The organism is Streptomyces sp. NPDC013317 (genome assembly GCF_055563155.1).
Window position 1 is genome coordinate 484,068 of sequence record NZ_JBVHDX010000003.1, and the last position, 19,781, is coordinate 503,848.

At 73.0% G+C, this 19,781-nt stretch carries 19 protein-coding genes; 8 read left to right on the forward strand and 11 right to left on the reverse strand.

The genetic code is table 11. The annotated features are described in order from the left end of the window. Window positions 1-37: 37 nt before the first annotated feature. Entirely contained in the window at window positions 38-523 is a 486-nt protein-coding gene (locus tag ACZ3IJ_RS11020; protein WP_467467380.1) for an SRPBCC family protein, read from the forward strand. 51 nt (window positions 524-574) lie between these two features. Here ACZ3IJ_RS11020 and ACZ3IJ_RS11025 read toward each other — a convergent pair whose 3' ends face one another. Together ACZ3IJ_RS11025 and ACZ3IJ_RS11030 are read right to left on the reverse strand one after the other, a co-directional pair. Further along, the gene (locus tag ACZ3IJ_RS11025; protein WP_467467381.1) at window positions 575-1,135 is read right to left on the reverse strand and encodes a DM13 domain-containing protein; all 561 of its coding nucleotides are present in this window, start codon (window positions 1,133-1,135) and stop codon (window positions 575-577) included. After that, a complete protein-coding gene (locus ACZ3IJ_RS11030) occupies window positions 1,119-2,669 on the reverse strand; it encodes a glycosyltransferase 87 family protein (protein ID WP_467467382.1) in 1,551 nt (516 codons plus the stop codon). Before ACZ3IJ_RS11030 ends, ACZ3IJ_RS11025 begins: the two co-directional genes overlap by 17 nt. Before the next feature lie 113 nt (window positions 2,670-2,782). On the opposite strand from ACZ3IJ_RS11030, the gene ACZ3IJ_RS11035 reads away from it, so the two are divergent. Continuing rightward, window positions 2,783-3,925 (forward strand): molybdopterin-dependent oxidoreductase, encoded by a 1,143-nt coding sequence (locus ACZ3IJ_RS11035; protein ID WP_467467383.1) that lies wholly within the window; start codon window positions 2,783-2,785, stop codon window positions 3,923-3,925. A gap of 2 nt (window positions 3,926-3,927) precedes the next feature. Further along, window positions 3,928-4,326 (forward strand): hypothetical protein, encoded by a 399-nt coding sequence (locus ACZ3IJ_RS11040; protein WP_467467384.1) that lies wholly within the window; start codon window positions 3,928-3,930, stop codon window positions 4,324-4,326. Here the strand turns inward: ACZ3IJ_RS11040 and ACZ3IJ_RS11045 are convergent. The 3 genes from ACZ3IJ_RS11045 to ACZ3IJ_RS11055 are packed head-to-tail and all read right to left on the reverse strand — an operon-like array spanning window position 4,302 to window position 6,549. Next, a complete protein-coding gene (locus ACZ3IJ_RS11045; protein ID WP_467467385.1) occupies window positions 4,302-5,114 on the reverse strand; it encodes a class I SAM-dependent methyltransferase in 813 nt (270 codons plus the stop codon). The two genes, ACZ3IJ_RS11040 and ACZ3IJ_RS11045, sit on opposite strands and share 25 nt — an antisense overlap. After that, the gene (locus ACZ3IJ_RS11050) at window positions 5,111-5,812 is read right to left on the reverse strand and encodes a TIGR04282 family arsenosugar biosynthesis glycosyltransferase (RefSeq protein ID WP_467467386.1); all 702 of its coding nucleotides are present in this window, start codon (window positions 5,810-5,812) and stop codon (window positions 5,111-5,113) included. The genes ACZ3IJ_RS11045 and ACZ3IJ_RS11050 overlap by 4 nt, the downstream gene beginning before the upstream one ends. Next, on the reverse strand, window positions 5,809-6,549 hold the full coding sequence (locus ACZ3IJ_RS11055; RefSeq protein WP_467467387.1) for a glycosyltransferase family 2 protein: 741 nt from the start codon (window positions 6,547-6,549) through the stop codon (window positions 5,809-5,811). Before ACZ3IJ_RS11055 ends, ACZ3IJ_RS11050 begins: the two co-directional genes overlap by 4 nt. Window positions 6,550-6,665: 116 nt before the next feature. On the opposite strand from ACZ3IJ_RS11055, the gene ACZ3IJ_RS11060 reads away from it, so the two are divergent. Continuing rightward, on the forward strand, window positions 6,666-7,412 hold the full coding sequence (locus tag ACZ3IJ_RS11060) for a response regulator transcription factor (RefSeq protein WP_467467388.1): 747 nt from the start codon (window positions 6,666-6,668) through the stop codon (window positions 7,410-7,412). Window positions 7,413-7,415: 3 nt separating this feature from the next. Next, a complete protein-coding gene (locus tag ACZ3IJ_RS11065; protein ID WP_467467389.1) occupies window positions 7,416-8,528 on the forward strand; it encodes a sensor histidine kinase in 1,113 nt (370 codons plus the stop codon). Here the strand turns inward: ACZ3IJ_RS11065 and ACZ3IJ_RS11070 are convergent. From ACZ3IJ_RS11070 to ACZ3IJ_RS11080, 3 genes are all read right to left on the reverse strand, one after another. Beyond that, on the reverse strand, window positions 8,503-9,558 hold the full coding sequence (locus tag ACZ3IJ_RS11070; RefSeq protein WP_467467390.1) for an NAD-dependent epimerase/dehydratase family protein: 1,056 nt from the start codon (window positions 9,556-9,558) through the stop codon (window positions 8,503-8,505). The two genes, ACZ3IJ_RS11065 and ACZ3IJ_RS11070, sit on opposite strands and share 26 nt — an antisense overlap. Before the next feature lie 106 nt (window positions 9,559-9,664). Next, a complete protein-coding gene (locus ACZ3IJ_RS11075) occupies window positions 9,665-10,396 on the reverse strand; it encodes a VOC family protein (protein WP_467467391.1) in 732 nt (243 codons plus the stop codon). 163 nt (window positions 10,397-10,559) lie between these two features. Beyond that, on the reverse strand, window positions 10,560-11,783 hold the full coding sequence (locus tag ACZ3IJ_RS11080) for a cytochrome P450 family protein (protein WP_467467392.1): 1,224 nt from the start codon (window positions 11,781-11,783) through the stop codon (window positions 10,560-10,562). Between the two features lie 307 nt (window positions 11,784-12,090). Here ACZ3IJ_RS11080 and ACZ3IJ_RS11085 point away from each other — a divergent pair, with 307 nt between their 5' ends. After that, the gene (locus ACZ3IJ_RS11085; protein WP_467467666.1) at window positions 12,091-14,082 is read left to right on the forward strand and encodes a galactose-binding domain-containing protein; all 1,992 of its coding nucleotides are present in this window, start codon (window positions 12,091-12,093) and stop codon (window positions 14,080-14,082) included. A gap of 91 nt (window positions 14,083-14,173) precedes the next feature. Continuing rightward, a complete protein-coding gene (locus ACZ3IJ_RS11090; protein ID WP_467467393.1) occupies window positions 14,174-14,836 on the forward strand; it encodes a TetR/AcrR family transcriptional regulator in 663 nt (220 codons plus the stop codon). On the opposite strand, the gene ACZ3IJ_RS11095 is transcribed toward ACZ3IJ_RS11090, so the two are convergent. Further along, a complete protein-coding gene (locus ACZ3IJ_RS11095) occupies window positions 14,757-16,859 on the reverse strand; it encodes a hypothetical protein (protein ID WP_467467394.1) in 2,103 nt (700 codons plus the stop codon). The two genes, ACZ3IJ_RS11090 and ACZ3IJ_RS11095, sit on opposite strands and share 80 nt — an antisense overlap. Window positions 16,860-17,029: 170 nt before the next feature. Between ACZ3IJ_RS11095 and ACZ3IJ_RS11100 the strand changes: the two genes are divergently transcribed. Further along, entirely contained in the window at window positions 17,030-17,248 is a 219-nt protein-coding gene (locus ACZ3IJ_RS11100) for a DUF6296 family protein (protein ID WP_352191332.1), read from the forward strand. A gap of 38 nt (window positions 17,249-17,286) precedes the next feature. Here the strand turns inward: ACZ3IJ_RS11100 and ACZ3IJ_RS11105 are convergent, their stop codons facing one another. Both ACZ3IJ_RS11105 and ACZ3IJ_RS11110 read right to left on the reverse strand, forming a co-directional pair. After that, window positions 17,287-18,054 carry an NPP1 family protein gene (locus ACZ3IJ_RS11105; RefSeq protein ID WP_467467395.1) on the reverse strand — a complete coding sequence of 256 codons (768 nt, stop codon included), beginning with the start codon at window positions 18,052-18,054 and terminating at the stop codon, window positions 17,287-17,289. Between the two features lie 150 nt (window positions 18,055-18,204). Then, window positions 18,205-19,725: an MFS transporter gene (locus tag ACZ3IJ_RS11110; RefSeq protein ID WP_467467396.1), complete on the reverse strand. Its 1,521-nt coding sequence runs from the start codon at window positions 19,723-19,725 to the stop codon at window positions 18,205-18,207. Window positions 19,726-19,781: the final 56 nt, after the last annotated feature.

Below are 19,781 nucleotides of genomic sequence, written 5' to 3' on the forward strand. Positions count from 1 at the left end.
CGCCGGTAAGTCCGACGCAGCGACAGGGAGGTCGTCGATGGGGCGCCAGTGGAGTCTTGAGGAGTCCGTCGTGGTGGACGCCGCGCCGGAGGTCGTGTACCGGCTGGTGGCCAACCTCCGGGACATGGGCCGGTGGAGTCCCGAGTGCCGGGGGGTCTGGGTGGCGCGCCCTCCCGTGGCCGCCGGGAGCCGGTTCGTCGGCTTCAACCGGCGTGGGCTTTTCGTCTGGTTCACGACCGGGCGGGTGTCGGTCGCCCGCGAGGGCGAGGAGTTCACGTTCGACGTCGGCGCCTTCGGGCTGCCGATCGCCCGCTGGGGCTATCGCTTCGCAGCCGAGGGGACGGGTACCCGAGTGACGGAGACCTGGCAGGACCTGCGGACCGGCCGGGGTTCGCGCCTGGCGGAGGTCCTCGGCACCGTCTTCGCGGGCACGAACCCCGAGCGCCGGATCGCCGTCAACCGCGAAGGAATGCGGACGACCCTCGACCGGATCGCGCGCACCGTGGCCGCCCCGGTCTCCTAGTGCCTCGCCCGGGGGGCCGCGCGTCGGCGCAGGTCCCCCCGGGCTGACATGTCAGACCCGCAGGCCGGCCGCGCCGAAGGAGACGTCGAAGCGGTCGCACCAGATGGTGACGCTCGTGTAGGCGGACGGGTCGGTCCCGGGCGGGAGCGGGTAGTTCTGGTCCCCCTTGTTGCCCTTCAGCTTGCCCAGGCTGATATACCTGCCGTCGTCGAAGACCCGCCAGCCCGCCACGCCCTCCTTGACCGGGGCGTCGGTCAGCCACACGCGCAGGTCCGGGCCGTTGCTGGTGTTCAGGTCCTCCAGACGCAGGGTCAGGCTGCCGTCGGCAAGGCGGATGAGCTTCGCCGTACCGGTGGTGCGGTGCTCGTGGCTGATCAGGTCGCCCTGCGCGACCGTCTGCGGCCCGGCCGCGGGGCTCGCGCCCGAGCCGCCGGGCAGCGCTGTGCTCCCGGGCGACGACGTGGCCCCGGGCACCGCCGTCGGAAGGGCCTCGTCGACCGTCTCGTCCTGCCACAGCTTCCAGGGCTGGAACCAGTAGAGCGCCAGGGTGGCCAAGACCGCCGCCACCGCCGTCGCGCCCCAGAGCAGCGACTTCTTACCCCCACGTGCCACGATCGTCCTCGTTCCGTGCTGTCGTACCTCGGTCCTGGGCATTCCATCCCACCGCGCGCGGGGCGCGCCACATGCGCCCCGATGACGAAAGTCTTACGTCACGCGCGGGATCGACGGCGTCGGCCGCCCGCCGTCCGCGCGGCATGGCGGCTCCCCCACCGCGACGACGCAGCAGAGCGCCCGCGAGGACGGCGACGGCCGCGACCGCGTACGCGAGGGTCCCCACCGCGTTCGGGTCGTCGAACGCCCTGCCCGCCACGTACTTCGCCGCCCCCGCCACCGCCACGAGCAGCCACTCCCACCGGCCGTCCAGGGCGACGAGGGCGACCAGGAGCAGGGCGTACCAGGAGTATCCCGGGGTCAGCAGCAGGAAGGCGGTGCCGGTGACCAGGAGCGCGCCGCTCCACGGGCGTTCGGGATCGCCGCGCCGTACGACATGGGCGCAGCCCACGAGCAGGGCGGCGACCAGCGCCGGCACGGCCCACGACGGGGGCAGCACGAGCCGGAGCAGGGCGTAGCGGTTGCCGGCGTCCGCGTCGTCGTACCCCTCCTCCTCGACATAGCCGCCGAGGTAGCCGAGGACGGAGCCGTCGGAGATCAGCAGGTAGGGCAGGTAGGCCAGTACCGTCACGGCCCCGGCCGGCAGCAGGATCGCGGCCGCGTCCCGCACGCGCCGGACCCCGGACAGCGCCCCGGGCAGCACGATCGCGGGCATCAGCTTCACGGCGACGGCGGCTCCCACGAACGCGCCGCCCGCGACCCGGCGGCGGTCGGCGACGAGACCGAGTCCGGCCACGGCGAACAGCACGCCCAGCGTGTCGACATGGGCGTTGTTCACGGCTTCGAGGGGGACGGCGGGGCACCAGGCCCAGAAGACGGCGGTACGGGGATCTCCGCGTCGGCGCAGGATCCGCAGCAGGAGCCCGGTGATGCCGACGGACAGGAGCGCGCCACCGATCTGAAGCGGCTTCAGGCGGGCGCCGTCCGGGGCGAGCAGGTGGACTCCGAGGAAGTACCCCTCGGCGATCGGCGGGTAGATGGTGTGCACGGTGGGGCGGTTGACGCGGGTGCAGTGGGGTGCGGCGGGGGCGGGGGTCGCGGCGGCGTCGAGCGTCGCCGGGACCCGTGCGAGGTCCGGGCGCCGGCAGGCCGCGGCGCCGCTCGGGAACAGCCAGTCGTCCCGGAGCGGGGCGAGTTCGGGGTCCGCGGGAGCGTGGTCGTAGGGCGGGATGCCCGCCGCCTGTACCCGGCCGTCCCAGGCGTAGCGGTACGCGTCGGTGCTCGTACGCGGCGGGGCGAGCAGGCCGGTGGCGGCGACCAGCGCCGATCCGGCCAGGACGAGGACGACCGCCTGACGGGGCGGCACCTTGCGCAGGGCGAGGACCGCCGCGGCGAAGAGCGCCCAGGAGGCGGCGTACCACCACGACAGGCGGCCCGGATCGGCGTAGTAGCCGTCCTGCCGGACGGTGCACGCGAGGACCGTGACGAGAACGGCCAGGAGGCCGCCGGCCACCGCGGTACGGGGAGAGATCACATTCCGCAGCGTCGCAGCCGGACGCCGCCCCGAGGGGCCCGCCGCCCCGGCCGTCCGAGTTCCGTAAGGAGTCGATCCGCCTTCCGGGGCCCGGTGCGCGGTGAGATGGGAGCATGAAACCGCGCCTCGCGACACCGCCCCTGCCCACCTTCCGCGGCCGTCTCCATGACGCGAGAACGGCCACGGCGATCGGCCGCTGGCTCGGGCTCGCCCTCGGGGTCTGTTTCGTCACCGGCGTCACGAGCCACTATCTGCAGCGGCCGCCGGACTGGCTCGCCGACGTCCTGCCGAGCCGGCCGACGTGGGGCTACCGCTTCAGCCAGGGGCTGCACGTGGCGAGCGGCCTCGCCGCGATCCCGCTGCTCATGGCGAAGCTGTGGGCCGTCTACCCGAGGCTGTTCGTCCGGCCGCCGCTGCGGTCGGTACGGCACGCGCTGGAGCGCCTGTCCGTGGCCGTCCTGGTCGCGGCCGGAGTGTTCCAGCTGTTCACCGGCTTGCTGAACATCGTCGAGTGGTACCCGTGGCCGTTCTCCTTCGTCCCCGTGCACTTCGCCGTCGCGTGGCTGCTCACCGGCGCGCTGCTGCTGCACGTCGTCGTCAGGTGGCCGGACATCACGTCCCATTGGGGGCGCCGCTCCCCGGGCACGCTGACTCTTCCGGCCGAGGACGAGCCGGACCGGCGCTCGCTCCTGACGGGCGTCGCGGCGGGCGTGGCCGCGGTCACGCTGACCACGGCCGGCCAGTCGTTCACGCCGCTGAAGCGCCTGGACCTGCTGGCGCCGCGTCATCCGGACCACGGCACGCAGGGCCTGCCGGTCAACCGGACCGCCGTCGCCGCCGGGGTGACCGCGGCGGCCACACGTGACTGGCGGCTGACGGTCGCCGGGCCCCGGTCGTACGCGCTGGGCCTGGAGGAGCTGCGCGCGCTGCCGCAGACCGATGTCCGGCTGCCGATCGCCTGCGTGGAGGGGTGGAGCGTGGAGGCACGCTGGACGGGCGTACGGATCCGGGATCTGCTGGAGCGCGCGGGGGCGTCACCGCGGTCACGGGTACGGGTGGTGTCCCTGGAACGCCGGGGCGCGTACCGGGTCATGGATATGGGAGCGTCGTACGCGGAGGATCCGGCGACGCTGCTGGCGCTGCGCCTGAACGGTCAGGCGCTGTCGCTGGACCACGGCTTTCCGGCACGGATCATCGCGCCGAACCGGCCTGGTGTGCTGCAGACCAAGTGGGTCGCCGGGCTGGAGGTGCTGTGAGCGTGGTCCGGTATGTGTGCGGTGCGCTGGGGGTCGCGCTCATGGCGCTCGGGGCGGTGCTGGTGGTGCGGACCGGAACGGTCGGTGAGGTGGTTCTCTGGCTGGCGGGGGCGATCGTGCTGCACGACGGGGTGATCGCGCCGGTCGTGCTCGGGATCGGGCTGCTGATCGCCGCGGTGCCCGCGCGGGGCGCGGTGCGCGGTGGTCTGATCGTGGCGGGGAGCCTGACCCTGATCGCGCTCCCCCTCATGGTGCGGCCGGGGGCCCCGCCCAACCCGACCGCCCTCCCCCTCGACTACGTCCGCAACTGGCTGGTGCTGATGGGGGTGGTGGCGATCGGGACGGGCGTGATGCTCGGCGCACGCCGGATGCTGGCTCAGCGGCGGCGTCGCCGGAGCTGAAGGAAGCTCCGGTCCCAGGCCCGCCAGCGGCGTTCGACCCGCCACCCGTTGGCGTCGGCGTACGCGGGCAGGGCCCGGGCACCGACGCGGGCCCAGCGGAAGTCGGCGCCGCGCGCTCCGCGGCCGTCGACGACCTGGACGGCGACCCGCTCGTCGACGTCGGGGACGGCCGCCTCCACGAGGAGCTGTCCCTCGGGTTCGACCAGTTCCGCGGCGCGTGCGAGGAGCTGTCCGGGGTCGCCGCCGATGCCGATGTTGCCGTCCATGAGCAGGACGGTGCCCCAGCGGCCCTCGGCGGGCAGCGGGTCGAAGACGGACCGCAGCAGGGCGGTGCCGCCGCCGTCGACGGTACGGTCGACGGCCTCCTGGCAGACGTCGATGCCGAGGACGGGCCGCCCGGCGGCGGCCAGCGCGTGCACCAGGCGCCCGGGTCCGCAGCCGACGTCCAGGACCGCGCCCTCGCAGCGGTCGAGCACCGTGCCGTCGGCCGGATCGGCGACCGCGCACCAGCGTTCGACCTCCAGGGGCAGCAGCCAGCCGTCGTCGCGCCGGAGGAAGACAGGGCCGCGCCCGGAGCGGAGGGCGTCCGCCCAGGGGTCGGCGAGCCAGGGGTCGACGAGGCCCCCGCCGGGGGACGACGGGACGCGGGCGGTGACCGGCGTACGGGCCGGGATGCGTCGCGCTCCGGCCGTCTGGACGGGCGGTGCTGTGCGTACCTCGTCATCGGCGTACGGTCCCGCGGTCCCGAAGGTGTCCGCCGTACCGCACTCCGATTCCAGCGCGCTCATGCGGCACCCGTCGCCGTCGCGGGCACGGCCGCGGGCTTGGTCGCTGCCGCGGTCCCGGTCCCTGTCCCGGTCCCGGTCCCGGTCGCCGTCGCCGTCAGCGCGTGGTGGGTGGCGGCGAAGCGCGTGCCGGGGGCGGTTTCGGCGACGGCCTGGGCGTCGGCGGCCGTGTCGACGTCCCGGAGCCACGGCAGATCGCGCACGCGCAGACCCCCGTCCGTGAGGCGACGGCGCTGCACCGTCCCGGTCTCGGGGACGGACATGGGGACGCCGCGCAGCAGGGCGGGGTCCGGTGTCGCGAGGCCGAGCGCCCAGAAGCCGCCGTCCTCCGCCGGGCCGAACCACGCGTCGCAGCCGCTGAAGTCAAGTCCCGTGCGCAGGAGCTCCGGGGACACCTGCGGGGTGTCCATGCCGACCAGCAGGGTGGGACCCGTACACGACGCGAACGCGGCGGCGAGGCGCGCGTCCAGGCCGCCGGGGCTCTGCGGCACGGTCTCGAAGCCACACGGGAGCCAGTCGCCCGGTGCGCCGTCGAGGACGAGGACCCGGCGGTCGGCCGGGGTGGCGAGCACCGTGGCCAGGGTGTCGGCGAGCGCCGCCTCGGCGAGGCGGGCAGCCTCCTGCGGGCTGAAGGGCGGGGTGAGCCGGGTCTTGACCCGGCCCGGTACGGGTTCCTTGGCGATGACGAGGAGGGTGCTCACCGGTTCGCCTCCACTCGCGCTGCCGGGGCGGTCTCCTCGGTGGCCGGGGGCGTCTCGCGCAGGACCTCGCGCATGTCGCGGACGGCATGCCAGGTGCCCAGCCAGGTGCCGGTGACCTTGGACTTTCCCGTACGGGACAGGTACGGGACGTCCCGCTCGGCCACCCGCCAGCCCGCGTCCGCGGCACGCACCACCATCTGGAGGGGGTAGCCGCTGCGCCGGTCCGTGAGGTCCAGGGCGAGCAGCGCGTCGCGGCGCGCGGCGCGCATCGGGCCGAGGTCGTGGAGGCGGAGTCCGGTGCGGCGGCGCAGCATGCGGGCCAGGGCGATGTTCCCGGCCCGTGCGTGCGCCGGCCATGCGTCGCGTGACGCGGGTCGTCGGCGGCCGAGGACGAGGTCGGCCTCGCCCGCGGCCACCTGGGCGGCGAACGGGACGAGCAGGCCGGGGTCCAGCGAGCCGTCGCAGTCGCAGAAGCAGACGATGTCGGCGTCGGCGGCGAGCAGCCCGGCGTGGCAGGCGGCGCCGAAGCCGCGGCGCGGCTCGGTGACGACGGTCGCCCCGAGGTCACGGGCGATCTCGGGGGAGCCGTCGGTCGATCCGTTGTCGACGACGATCGCCCGCCAGCCGGGCGGCACGCGCTCCAGGACCCAGGGCAGCGCCCGGGACTCGTCGAGGCAGGGCAGGACGACGTTCACCGCGTACGTGGACGCGGAAGGCGATTCGGTCACGGATTTCACCGTACGAATCCGGACGGGACAAAAGGGATCCGTGGACCTTACGAAACGCGGACGTCGCTCGCCTGCGCCACCCCCGAGGTGCCCGAACGCCACGGACCGGTGCGAGGCTGGCCCCCATGCGGCAGCCTGAGCAGTCCGAGGAGACACCACCCCGCGTCCTGGTGGTGGACGACGATCCGACCGTCGCCGAGGTGGTCACCGGCTATCTGGAGCGGGCCGGATTCGCCGTGGACCGGGTGGCCGACGGGCCGTCCGCGCTGGCCGCCGCGGGGGCACGGTGGCCGGATCTCGTGGTGCTCGATCTGATGCTTCCGGGCATGGACGGCCTGGAGGTCTGCCGGCGGTTGCGGAGCATCGGCCCGGTCCCGGTGATCATGCTGACGGCGCGCACCGACGAGGAGGACCGCATCCTCGGCCTCGAGATCGGCGCGGACGACTACGTCACGAAGCCGTTCAGCCCGCGTGAACTGGTCCTGCGGGTGGAGGCCGTGCTCCGCCGCCACACCACCGTCCGGCGGCCCGGTCCGCTGCTGCGGGCCGGCGGCCTGGAGGTCGACCCGGCGGCGCGGCGCGCCACCAGGGACGGGCGGCCGCTGGCGCTGACGCTGCGTGAGTTCGACCTGCTGAGCTACTTCCTGCTGCACGCCGGGGAGGTGTGCGACCGCGAGCGGCTGATGCGGGAGGTGTGGGGGTGGGACTTCGGCGATCTGTCGACGGTCACGGTCCATGTGCGCAGGCTCCGGGGGAAGATCGAGGAGGATCCGGCGCGTCCGACGCTTATCCAGACGGTGTGGGGCGTCGGCTACCGCTTCGAGGCGGCCGCCGACCGGCCGGCCGCCCCCGCGCCGCCGACGGAGGGCTGAGCCGTGCGCGACATACTCCTCATCGCCCTGTACGCCTTCTTGGGCGCGGCCGCGGCCGGGCTGCTGGGGGCCGGGCTGCTGCGGTTGCTGCGCAGCCGCTCGGTCGCCGTGTCCCTCACGGTCGTCGCGAGCGTCGCCGTGACGGCGATGCTCTCCGGGACCCTCGCCGTGGCATGGGCCATGTTCCTGTCGGCGCACGACCTGTTCGTCGTCACCACGGTCGTCGCGATGGCGGCGGCCGCCTCACTCGGCACCGCGCTGCTCCTGGGTCGCCATGTGGTCGTCAGCTGCCGGGAACTCGCTGTCGCGGCGCGGGACTTCGGGGAGGGCGGGGTCTTCGCCGCACCTCGTGTGCCGGCCCCCGCCGAGCTGGCGGCACTGAGCCGTGAGCTGTCGGCCACCAGTGCGCGGCTCGCCGAGTCCCGGGAGCGCGAGCGCGCCCTGGAGGCGTCCCGGCGTGAGCTCGTCGCCTGGATCTCGCACGATCTGCGCACGCCGCTCGCCGGTCTCCGGGCGATGTCGGAGGCCCTGGAGGACGGGGTGGTCGCCGATCCGGTCCGCTACCACCGGCAGATCCGGACGGAGGTCGACCGGCTCAACAGCATGGTGGGCGATCTGTTCGAGCTCTCCCGCATCCACGCGGGGGCGCTGACGCTGAGCCCCGTCCGGGTCTCGGTCCACGACCTGGTGGGCGACGCGCTGGCCGGCGCCGTGCCGCTCGCGCGCGAGCAGGGGGTGCGGCTGGTGGGCGAGCAGGTCGCTCCCGAACCGGTGGAGGTGGACGGCCGGGAGATGACGCGGGTGCTGGCGAACCTGCTGGCGAACGCGATCCGTCACACTCCGGCCGACGGCACGGTCGCCGTGGCCGCCGAGCGCCGCGCCGAATCCGTCGTCCTGTCGGTCACGGACGGCTGTGGCGGCATCCCCGTGGACGAGCTGCCGCGCGTCTTCGACACGGGGTGGCGGGGCACGGAGGCCCGGACCCCGCCCGGTGGGGCGGGACTCGGTCTCGCGATCGTGCAGGGCATCGTGGAGGCCCACGCGGGCCGCGCCGACGTGCGCAACGTGGAGGGCGGCTGCTGCTTCGAGGTCACGCTCCCCGCAGCTCGCTCGTAGCGAACTCGGTCATGCCCTCGGCGAAGCCGACGGCGGGACGCCAGCCCAGGTCGGCCCGGAGGCGGGTGGGGTCGGCGGTGATGTGGCGTACGTCGCCGAGGCGGTACTCCCCCGTCACGACCGGCGGCGGTCCGCCGTGGGCGCCGGCGAGCGCCGTCGCCATCTCGCCGACCGTGCGGGGGTCGCCGCTGCCGGTGTTGTACGGGGTGAGAGAGGCGGGCGCCCGGTCGTCGAGGGCCTCCAGGGCCAGGGCGTTGGCGGTGGCCACGTCCCGTACGTGGACGAAGTCCCGCCGCTGTCCGCCGTCCTCGAAGACCCGGGGGGCCACGCCGCGCGCCAGGGCGGAGCGGAAGAGGGAGGCGACTCCGGCGTACGGGGTGTCGCGGGGCATGCGGGGCCCGTAGACGTTGTGGTACCGCAGGGAGACGGCACGGCCGCCGGTGGTGCGGGCCCATGAGGCGGCGAGGTGTTCCTGGGCGAGTTTGGTGGTGGCGTACACGTTGCGGGGGTCGGCGGGCGCGTCCTCGCCGACGAGCCCGGGCGCGAGGGCGGCACCGCACCGCGGGCAGCGGGGCTCGAACCGGCCCGCCGCGAGGTCGCCTTCGGCGCGGGGGCCGGGGCGCACGGGCCCGTGGGTGGGGCAGTCGTAGCGGCCCTCGCCGTAGACGACCATGGAGCCGGCCAGGACGAGGCGGCCGATCCCGGCCTCGGCCATGGCGGCGAGGAGGACGGCGGTGCCGAGGTCGTTGCAGGCGACGTAGTCGGGGGCGTCGGCGAAGTCCTTGCCGAGGCCGACCATGGCGGCCTGGTGGCAGACGGCGTCGACACCGTCGAGCGCGCGGGCGACGGTGTCCCGGTCGCGCACGTCACCGTGCAGCCACTCGGCCGCCGCGGGCGGTGACGGCGGCGGTCCGGAGTGGGCCGCCGGGAGGAGGGCGTCGAGGACGACGGGGTGATGACCGCGGGCGGCGAGGGCGTCGACGATGTGGGAGCCGATGAAGCCCGCGCCGCCGGTGACGAGTACACGCATGGGGATCACCGTACGGAGCGGGCGGAGACCGCGGGTGACGTGCGCGCCGACGTCCGGGATTCGTAAGGTCCCGGCCGCCGCGTCGGCCGGGCGGGGGGACCGGTCGTCAGCGGGGAGGCAGGACCCGGAACTCCTGGCCGTCGGGGTCCGCGAGCAGCACCGGCGCCGGCTCGCCCGTGGTGGTGGCGGTGGGGTGGTCGAGGCGCGTGGCTCCGAGGGAGAGGAGACGTTCGACCTCGGTGTGCTGGTCGCCGTCCGCGGGCGGGGCGAGGTCGAAGCGCAGGCGGGCCCTTCCGGTCCTGTCCATGTACGGCGGCCCGCCCCAGGTGATCTTCGGCCCGCCGTGCGGCGAGCGGATCGCGGTCTCCTGGTCCTGGTCCCAGACCAGGGGCCAGCCCAGTGCCCGGCTCCAGAAGTAGCCGACCTCCTGGGAACCATCGCAGGCGAGCGCTCCGATGAAGCCGCATTCGGCGAGGAAGGCGTTCCCCGGCTCGATGACGCAGAACTCGTTCCCCTCGGGGTCGGCGAGGACCACGTGCCCGTCGTCGGGGCTCTGGCCGATGTCGATGTGGCGGGCGCCGAGTTCGAGGGCTCTGGCCACGATCCGCCGCTGGTCGTCGAAGTTGCTCGTGAGGTCGAAGTGGAGCGGGTTCTGGTCCGTCTTCGGTCCAGGGGCCGGGAGGAACCGGACCAGGAATCCCGTGTCGTCGGCCGGCCGGAGGACGATGCCGCCGTCCGGGTCGTCGGTGGTCTTCCAGCCGAGGAACTCGCCCCAGAACCGGGCGAGACGCTCCGGGTCGTGCGCGTCGTAACAGAGGGCGTGGAGGCGGGATGTCATCCCTCGGTCTCCGATCCGCCGGCTCGTCGCCCGAGCAGATCGCCTCGGGCCGTCGCCGGACATGTGTGCGGCCAGTCGTGGCGCAGCCTGACCGGGGACGGCCAAGCCGGTCAACTCGTTTTACGGTGCCCGCGCGTCCGCGCGGGCACCGTCGAGGCCGGGTCTACTTCGGGTGGAGGCGGACCGGCAGGGACTGGTGTCCGTTGCTGATCAGCGAGGGAAGGGGGCGGAGTTCGGCGGGGTCGACGGCGAGGGCGAGGTGGGGGAAGCGGGTGAAGAGGTGCTCCAGCGTGGTGGCCACCTCCAGCCGGGCGAGGGGGGCGCCCAGGCAGTAGTGGATGCCGTGGCCGAAGGTGAGGTGGTCCTTGGCCGGGCGGGTGACGTCGAAGGCGTCGGCCGTCGGGCCGTGCCAGTCGGGGTGGCGGTTGGCCGCCGCGTAGGAGGCGAGGACGGCGTCGCCCCGGGCGATGATCCGGCCGTCGGGGAGCGCGATGTCGGTGACGGCGTAGCGGAGCGGGAGATGCGCTACGGCCGGTTCGAGGCGGAGGGTCTCCTCCACCACGTCGTTCCAGCCGGACCGGCCGGCGCGGACGTGGGCGAGCTGGTCCGGGTGGGTCAGCAGGGAGGTGACCGCCTGGTCGATGACGTTGACCGTCGTCTCGTACCCGGCGCTGATCACCAGGAGGAGCGTGTCACGCAGTTCGGCCTCGCTGAGGGCGGAGCCCTCCTCGTCGTGCGTGGCGATGAGGAGCGAGGTCATGTCGTCGCCCGGTTCGGCCCGCCTGGCGGCGATGAGGTCGTCGAGGAGCCCATAGAGGCGTCCGGCGTTGGCCGCGGCCTCCTCCGCCGTGAGCGTGGTGTCGAAGACGCCGTCCACGAGTGCGCGGAAGCCGGCCCTGCGCGTTTCGGGGACGCCCATCATGTGGCCGATGAGAGCGATGGGCAGGGGGTAGGCGAGACGTTCGCGCAGGTCGACGACGTCTCCGTGCGGCTCGGTCGCGAGCTCGTCGAGGAGCCCGGTCACGAGGGTGTCGACGACCGGTTGCAGGGCGGCGACCCGGCGGGCGCTGAAGGCGGGGGCGACCAGGCGGCGGAGGCGGGCGTGGTCGGCTCCGTAGGCGGTGAACATGTTCGTGACCGCGACCCAGAGGGCGAGGGGCCAGTCGCGTACGGCCTCGTCGAAGGCCGGCCAGTGGCGGCGGCCGTCCTTGGAGACGTCCGGGCCGGTCAGCAGCTTCCTGAGCAGGACCGGGTCGCTGACGGACCACGCCTGTACGCCGAGGACGTCCACGAGGGTCGCGGCGCCGCGGGCGCGCAGCAGCCGGTGTTCGGCGTGGCGGTCCGCCCCTGTCGGGTCGAGGACGATCGGGGTGTTCGGCCGGTTCACGGGGAGTCCTTTCGGCGGCGCGTGGAGCGAGCGGTTCCCAGCCTGGGGGTCCCACGCTCCTGACGGAAGATCAGAAAGCCGCCCCGATGGCCGAATCGAGGCGCCACCCTCTCGCATCAGGTCATCTGTCCCGGACTCTTGACTCCCTTACCCGGAGTCGGGATCCTTCACCACACCTTTCGCGCGGAACATGACAATTCCCCGACCGAAGACGTGAGTGATGTCCATGATTCCCCCCACGCACAGCCGTACGTCCGGCAGGCGCGGGCCGCTGGCCGTGCTGTCGCTGCTGCTCGCCACGGTGGCCATGCTGCTCGGGCCCGCGCCCGGTTCGGCCGCCGACAGCTCCTGGTGGGACCCGACGGCCCGGCCCGCCCCCGACTCCGAGATCAACGTCACGGGCGCCCCGTTCAAGGGAACGAACGAACGGGGCGAAGTGCGCGGCTTCGTCGACGCGCACAACCACCTGATGTCCAACGAGGCCTTCGGCGGCCGCCTCATCTGCGGCAAGAACTTCTCGGAGCAGGGCGTGGCCGACGCCCTCAAGGACTGCCCCGAGCACTACCCCGACGGCTCGCTCGCGGTCTTCGACTTCATCACCAAGGGCGGAGACGGCAAGCACGACCCGAACGGGTGGCCGACGTTCAAGGACTGGCCCGCCCACGACTCGCTCACCCACCAGCAGAACTACTACGCCTGGGTGGAGCGGGCCTGGCGCGGCGGTCAGCGGGTGCTCGTCAACGACCTCGTCACCAACGGGGTCATCTGCTCGGTCTACTTCTTCAAGGACCGCAGCTGCGACGAGATGACCTCCATCCGCCTGCAGGCGCGTAAGACGTACGAGATGCAGGACTACATCGACAGGATGTTCGGCGGCCCGGGCAAGGGCTGGTTCCGGATCGTCACCGACTCCGAGCAGGCCCGAGACGTCATCCAGCAGGGCAAGCTCGCGGTCGTCCTCGGCGTCGAGACCTCCGAGCCCTTCGGCTGCAAGATGATCCTCGACGTCGCGCAGTGCAGCCGGGCCGACATCGACCGCGGCCTCGACGAGCTCCACCAGCTGGGCGTGCGCAGCATGTTCCTGTGCCACAAGTTCGACAACGCCCTGTGCGGGGTGCGGTTCGACAGCGGCGCGCTGGGGACCGCGATCAACGTCGGCCAGTTCCTGTCGACCGGCACCTTCTGGAAGACCGAGAAGTGCACCGGCCCGCAGCACGACAACCCGATCGGGCTCGCCGCGGCGCCGCAGGCGGAGAAGCAGCTCCCGGCAGGCGTGACGGTCCCCGGGTACGCGGCCGACGCGCAGTGCAACACGCGAGGTCTCACCGAACTCGGCGAGTACGCGGTGCGCGGCATGATGCAGCGCAAGATGATGCTCGAGATCGACCACATGAGCGTCAAGGCCACGGGCCGCGCGCTGGACATCATGGAGTCCGCGGACTACCCGGGCGTCATCTCGTCGCACAGCTGGATGGACCTGAACTGGACCGAGCGCGTCTACGGGCTCGGCGGTTTCATCGCCCAGTACATGAACGGCTCCGAGGGCTTCATCGCGGAGGCGAAGCGGACCGAGGCGCTGCGTGACAAGTACGGCGTGGGGTACGGCTACGGCACCGACATGAACGGGGTCGGCGGCTGGCCGGGCCCGCGTGGCGCGGACACCCCCAACCCGGTGAAGTACCCCTTCCGCAGCACCGACGGCGGCTCGGTCATCGACCGGCAGAAGACAGGGCAGCGGACCTGGGACCTCAACACCGACGGCGCCGCGCACAACGGCATGGTGCCGGACTGGATCGAGGACATCCGGGTGGTCGGCGGCCAGGACGTGGTGAGCGACCTGTTCCGGGGTGCCGAGTCCTACCTCGACACCTGGGGCGCCTCCGAGCGGCACCGGGCCGGCGTGAACCTCGCCTCGGCGAAGCCGGCGGCGGCGTCCACCACGGAGTGGTGGAACCCCTTCACCACGTTCGCCGCGAGCCGGGCCGTCGACGGCGACCCGGGTACCCGCTGGGCGAGCGAGTGGAAGGACGGCCAGTGGCTCCGGATCGATCTGGGTTCGCCGCAACTGGTCAAGAAGGTCACGCTCGACTGGGAGCGTGCGTACGGCAAGGCGTACCGTATCGAGGTCTCCGACGACGGCGCGGCCTGGCGTACCGCCTGGTCGACCACGAGCGGTGACGGCGGTCTCGACACCGTCACGTTCGCCGGGACGACGGCGCGGTACGTCCGGATCTTCGGTCAGCAACGCGGCACCGACTGGGGGTACTCCCTCCGCGAGGTCGGCGTCTTCAGCGGCTGAGAGCCGGCCCGGGCGGGGTGACGGGACTGAACGCCTCGTCGCCCCGCCCGGGGCCGTTCGGACCCGGGCCGCACCAGAAAGGAACCACCGCATGCCCCGAATGCCGCTCGCCGAACGGCGCCGGCAGTTGACCGAGGCGGCCATCCGCGCCATGACCCGGGACGGCGTGCCGCGCACGACGACCCGGTCCATCGCGGCGGAGGCGGGCGTGTCGCTGAGCGTCTTCCACTACTGCTTCGACTCCAAGCAGGCCCTGCTGGAGTCGGTGATCACGGCGATCACCGACCACTACGTCGGCACGGTGAAGAAGGCGCTGCGGCCGCGCGCGACGTTCAGGGAGACCATGCGGGCCGGATTCGAGGCGTACTGGGAGCACGTCCGCGCCCATCCGGGCGAGCACATGCTGACCTACGAGCTCACCCAGCACGCGCTGCGCACCCCGGGCTTCGAAGAGCTGGCGCGCCGTCAGCACGAGCGGTACGCCGAGATCTACCGGGAGCTCATCGAGGAGCTCGACGCGAGCATGGTGCTCGACATCCTGGTCCCCGTGCCGGTGCTGGCCCGCTATCTCGCGTCGGTCACCGACGGTCTGACCCTGAACATCCTCGTCCTGGGCCACGACGAGGAGTCGGCGGCGCTGCTCGACCTGGTCACCGACCAGGTGGCGGCCCTCGTCAGGGACGGGACCGGCGCCGCCGCAGCCAGTACGCGAAGATCTCCGGAAGCCTGTCCAGGTCCGCTGCGCCGACCGTGACGAGGCGGATGTCCGTCAGCTCCGCCAACTCGGCCTTGCGCCGCACCTTCTCGGCGTACCGCTCCTGCTCCATCAGACCCAGGGCTTCGACGAACGTGCCGTCGGCGAGCACCCAGTCGGCGCGCAGACCGGTGGTGTTCAGCTCGGGGTGGCGCGGGTAGTGCGGCTCAGGGTCGTGCCCGATGCCCCAGTGGTGGAAGAAATCGTCGACGTGTCGTTCCAGCATGGACCGGCACAGGTGTCCGTCCGTGGCGACGGTGAGCGTGCCGCGCGCCTGCCGCACACCGTCCGTCAGGACGCCGGCGAGCTGGAGCCACTCGGCCCAGGAGCGCAGCCGCCTGGCCGGCCGGGCGGTCGCGAGCTTGGCGACGGGACGCGGGATCAGGAAGCGGCAGAGCATCGCCTCGTCGGCGAGATCGGGGTCCGTGACGGTGATCCGGTCCAGTTGGGCGAGTGAGGGCGGACCGGAGAACTCGGTCTCGGCGAGCCGGCGCACGGCGTGGAGGATCGCGTCGGTCCAGGGTCCGTCGGTGCCGTTGTCCCGGAGCACACCGCGCCGGGCGAGGCGGCAGCAGCCGAAGCAGTAGGCGAGACCGGGGCCGGCCTCGTGGGCGGGTGTCCCACAGAGCCTGCACGGCGACACACGGTCCGCAACGACCTGTGCGCCGAACATCGCCTCCTGTTCCCGCCGGTAGTACGGAGTGTCCGCGACCCTGCCGACCCGGCCCGGAGCGGGGCTCACCCGCTGGGCGTTGAGCCATGTCCGGTGGCGCTCGGGGACGAGTTCCAGGGCCCTCGCCGTGAGCCGGGAGGGACTCCGGAACGGTCCCGCGTATGTGGCGGCGGAGGCGGCCCGCCGGTTGTGCTCCTCGGTGGCCCGGCCGGGAGCCGCACACAGGACCGTCTCGGGTTCGACGCCGTGGCGGCGCAGGAGCGTGGTCATGGGCCGCGCGTACGGGTGGGCGTAGACCGTCAGGGTGCCCGTGCCGGGGTCGTACGATCCGGCCTCGGGCAGGTCGCGCAGGGCCACCGACTCCTCGACGAGCCGGATCGACCAGGCGCTGTCGGGGACGACGTACGCGTCGGGGAAGTCGTCGAGGCCCGGGAGGTCCACGGTCGTGGGCGGCTCGACGCCGTGGCGCCTCAGGGCGTCGAGGGCCTCGGGGCGGGTCCGTTCGTCGATGAGGGTCAGCGGCCCGTCCGGCAGGTGGTACTCCCCCACCTGGAGCCCCGCGCCGTCGACCACACGCACGCCGGGGCGGCCGTAGACGGTACGGCTGACGGCGCGGAGGTCCTCGTAGTCGTGAGGGCGACGGCGCCATCGCTCCCAGGCACGGAGTCGGGAAGCGGCCTCGTCGTCCGCCCGCGAGGTGGGAGGGGCGGGAGGCGGCGGCGTCGGCCGCGGCGCGGCGGGGCTCGCGGGGACGGCCGACGGGTCGAACCCTGCGACGAGCGATCGTAGTTCGTCGCGGCCGGGGAGGTTCAGACGAATGTCGCCGATCCAGTGGCCCGCGTTCCGCTGCTCGGCGCCGCTGAACGGCTCGTGGCGGTCGGGGGTCCAGCCCTGCGCATCGGCCACGGCCGCGCGCTCGTCCTCGTCCTCGTCCATGAGGTGCAGGGCGATCCAGCCGTGGCACCCGAGCGGGGCGGGCGAGGCTTCGGCGAGACGGTGCAGGTCCTCCCCCTGGAAGTGGAGGAAGCTGTCGTAGAGATAGCCCATGTGCCGCTCGGCGGCCGAGCCGCCCTGGGGCTCCGGCGCCGCGACGGAGATCGCGCGGGAGTTGTAGGTGTTGTCGGGGCGCGGGACGAGGCTCACGACGACGGGTATCAGGGCGTCGCACCCCACGCCCCCGGGAGCCGGCAGACGGGCGTCGCGCTGCTCGAGGTGGCCGAGGACGAAGGTGCGCAGCGCTGTCACGGAGTCGTCGAAGACGGCGATGGTCGTCGTCACCTTCGGGTCGCCCGGTGGGATCACCACCATCTTCCTGTCGGGCACGTAACGGATCGGCTCACCTCTGTGCATGGCTGGATTATGCCAATGGGGCATGCCCACTCGAGAGCGGCCAGTTCTCGGGGCGACGTGCGGTTCGGCCTCGGGTGAGCGCCGCCGAATGATCGGTTTCCGGCGTCCGTCCGGGCAGCGGTGCCCCGCGGACCGCCGATTCGGCGTCAGGTGTCGGTATAAACAGGCGCATGCAGCATGCCGAGCGGTTCGAGCTGACCTTCCCGACCTCGGGTGACTCCATCGTCGTCACCCGCACGGACCGTAAGGGGGCGGGCGGGCACCCCGTGTACTCCGACGAGACGGGCATCGTGCAGGCCGAGATCGACGAGGACGGCAACGTGCGCATGCTGGCCAGCGGCGGACACCAGAGTCTCGATGTGCCCACTCGCGCCGTCCCCGTGGACTGAGGTGTCCCCGGGGGCGGCGCGGCGGGCGTGTGGGCCGCTCAGGCGTACGGGTCGAACGGGATGCCCGCGGGCTTCGCCTCGGCGAGGTGCGGGGCGAAGCTGCCGTCCTTCAGGCCGAAGTGGGCGCTCCCGAAGTCCGTCTGGACCAGCTTGTCGCGGACGCCCGCGGGGTAGCCGTTCCAGCCGACGAGGGCCGGGAACTGCCACTGGCCCTTGTGGTTCTCCGGCGGCTCGTCGTTCGCGTTGGCGGGGCGGAAGCAGTGGGTGCTCACACCGTCCTTGTGGTAGACGACCTTGGGGTGCGTCCCGTCCCAGCGGATCTGGTCGCGGCCGTACGTGTTGAAGTCACCGTGCGCGGACGTGGAGACGTACTTGGGCTGGTTGTCCTGGATCCAGACCACGACGTGCTCCCAGTCGTGGCGGTGGCCGCCGAGGGAGATGCCGGGGATCGCCTGGTCCTTCTCGAAGTAGAGCCCGTAGAGGACGGCGCACCAGCCGTTGTTGCACTTGGAGCGGGAGTAGCTGTTGGTGTTGTCCAGGTCCCAGGCGTCCCGGCACGAGCCGTTGAGGGCGCCCGTGGGCTTGAGACCCGGATTGACCGTGCCGTCGGGGCCGATGGCCGCTGAGGAGTAGCAGCCGTCCGTGTCGTAGTCGAACGCGGGTTGGAACGTCCGGTCGAGCCCGTCGGCGTTGGCGGGCAGCGGCGGGGGCGGCGCGGCGAACGCGCTGCCCGAGACCGCGACGACCAGCGCGATGCTGCTGCCGAGGGTGAACGTGACCCTGCGGGTCCACGAACTCGTCTTCAACTGCGTCCTCCTGAGGGACCGCCGTGCGGGGCGCCAGAGATGATGTGGGGGTTGCTCGATTGACATGCCCAGATCAGTTCTCTCGAACCCCGCTGTCGCCAGGAGGACCGGCCGGTGACGGCGCGGTGAAGGGTGGCGGTCGACGGCCCGTCAGGCAGGGGCCCCGGACGGCAGGTGCGGCGAGGCGGCGGCCTCGTCGACCCCCTCGGCGTCGTCGGCGTCGTCGGCGTCGTCGGCGTCGTCGGCGTCGTCGGCGTCGTCGGCACCTTCGTTACCGACCGTCGGTGCGACGGGGATGAGGAGGGCGACGACCGCGGCGGCAAGGCCCACTCCGCTGCCGATGAGGAGGGCGACACGGAAGGCGCCCTCGGACGGCAGGAGATGGCCGGCGAAGTCGGTGGTCATCTGCGCCAGGACCACGCCCGTCACCGCCGCGGACACGGAGCTGCCGATGGAACGCATCAGCGTGTTGAAGCTGTTGGCCGACGCGGTCTCGGAGCGGGGCACGGCGCCCATGATGAGGGCGGGCATCGCACCGTACGCGAGGCCCACACCGGTGTTGCAGACGAGGGTCACGATCAGCAGTCCGACGGTCGAGCCCATGAGCGGCAGAGCACACGCGTACCCGAAGGCGATCACGAGGCTGCCGACGCCGAGGGTGATCTTGGGGCCGCGGGCGGCGGTGAGCTTGGCGCCGAGGGGCGCGAGGACCATCATCATCAGTCCGGCCGGGGCCATCCAGAGCCCCATCGCGAGCATGGACTGCCCCAGTCCGTAGCCGGTGGACTCGGGGAGCTGGAGCAGCTGGGGCACGACGAGCGACTGGGCGTACATCGCGAAACCGACCAGCACCGAGGCCGCGTTGGTCATCAGGACCAGCGGACGGGCGGTGACGCGGAGGTCCACCAGCGGTTCGGCGGTGCGCAGTTCCCAGCGGCCCCAGGCCAGCAGTGTGGCGACGGCGGCGGCGAAGAGACCGAGCGTCGTGCCGCTCGTCCAGCCCCAGTCGGAGCCCTTAGAGACGGCGAGCAGCAGACAGACCAGGGCGCCGCCCAGGCCGACCGCGCCGGGCACGTCGAACCGGCCCGCGTCCGGCGCGGTGCGTCCCGCGGGGACGCGGAGCCGGACGAGGACGCCGACCACTGCGGCCAGCGCCGCGACGACCCAGAACAGCACGCGCCAGCTGGCGTTCTCGGCGACCGCGGCGGAGAACGGCAGCCCGAGAGCGCCGCCCACTCCCATCGAGGCGCTGATCAGGGCGATGGAGGCGCCCATCCGCTCCGCCGGCAGCACATCGCGCAGCAGGCTGATGCCGAGCGGCACCACGCCCATGCCGAGGCCCTGAAGACCGCGGCCCACGACCATCGGCACGACCGAGGAGGACAGGGCGCAGACCACCGAGCCCACCACCAGGGGTGCGAGGGACAGGAGCAGCATCCGCCGCTTGCCGTACATGTCGCCCAGCCGTCCGGCGACCGGCGTGGCCACGGCCGCCGAGAGCAGGGTGGCCGTGACCACCCAGGAGGCGTTGGACGCGGAGGTGCCGAAGAGCCCGGGCAGGTCGCCCAGGAGGGGCACCACCAGCGTCTGCGTGAGCGCGGCCACGATGCCCGCGAAGGCGAGGACGCCGACGACGCCACGGGGGCGCGCGTCGGTCTTGGAGCTGGTCACGGGGTTCTCCCTGGGAGCTGGGCGGGGGCCACGTCTCGGCGAATTGCATGATGCAT

Excerpts from the sequence above, each read along its gene's own strand:
- ACZ3IJ_RS11060 (WP_467467388.1), top strand. The coding sequence starts at position 6,666 with ATGCGGCAGCCTGAGCAGTCCGAGGAGACACCACCCCGCGTCCTGGTG.
- ACZ3IJ_RS11020 (WP_467467380.1), top strand. The coding sequence starts at position 38 with ATGGGGCGCCAGTGGAGTCTTGAGGAGTCCGTCGTGGTGGACGCCGCG.
- ACZ3IJ_RS11085 (WP_467467666.1), top strand. The coding sequence starts at position 12,091 with ATGCTGCTCGGGCCCGCGCCCGGTTCGGCCGCCGACAGCTCCTGGTGG.
- ACZ3IJ_RS11100 (WP_352191332.1), top strand. The coding sequence starts at position 17,030 with ATGCAGCATGCCGAGCGGTTCGAGCTGACCTTCCCGACCTCGGGTGAC.
- ACZ3IJ_RS11045 (WP_467467385.1), bottom strand. The coding sequence starts at position 5,114 with ATGAGCGCGCTGGAATCGGAGTGCGGTACGGCGGACACCTTCGGGACC.
- ACZ3IJ_RS11070 (WP_467467390.1), bottom strand. The coding sequence starts at position 9,558 with ATGCGTGTACTCGTCACCGGCGGCGCGGGCTTCATCGGCTCCCACATC.
- ACZ3IJ_RS11095 (WP_467467394.1), bottom strand. The coding sequence starts at position 16,859 with ATGCACAGAGGTGAGCCGATCCGTTACGTGCCCGACAGGAAGATGGTG.
- ACZ3IJ_RS11075 (WP_467467391.1), bottom strand. The coding sequence starts at position 10,396 with ATGACATCCCGCCTCCACGCCCTCTGTTACGACGCGCACGACCCGGAG.
- ACZ3IJ_RS11090 (WP_467467393.1), top strand. The coding sequence starts at position 14,174 with ATGCCCCGAATGCCGCTCGCCGAACGGCGCCGGCAGTTGACCGAGGCG.
- ACZ3IJ_RS11035 (WP_467467383.1), top strand. The coding sequence starts at position 2,783 with ATGAAACCGCGCCTCGCGACACCGCCCCTGCCCACCTTCCGCGGCCGT.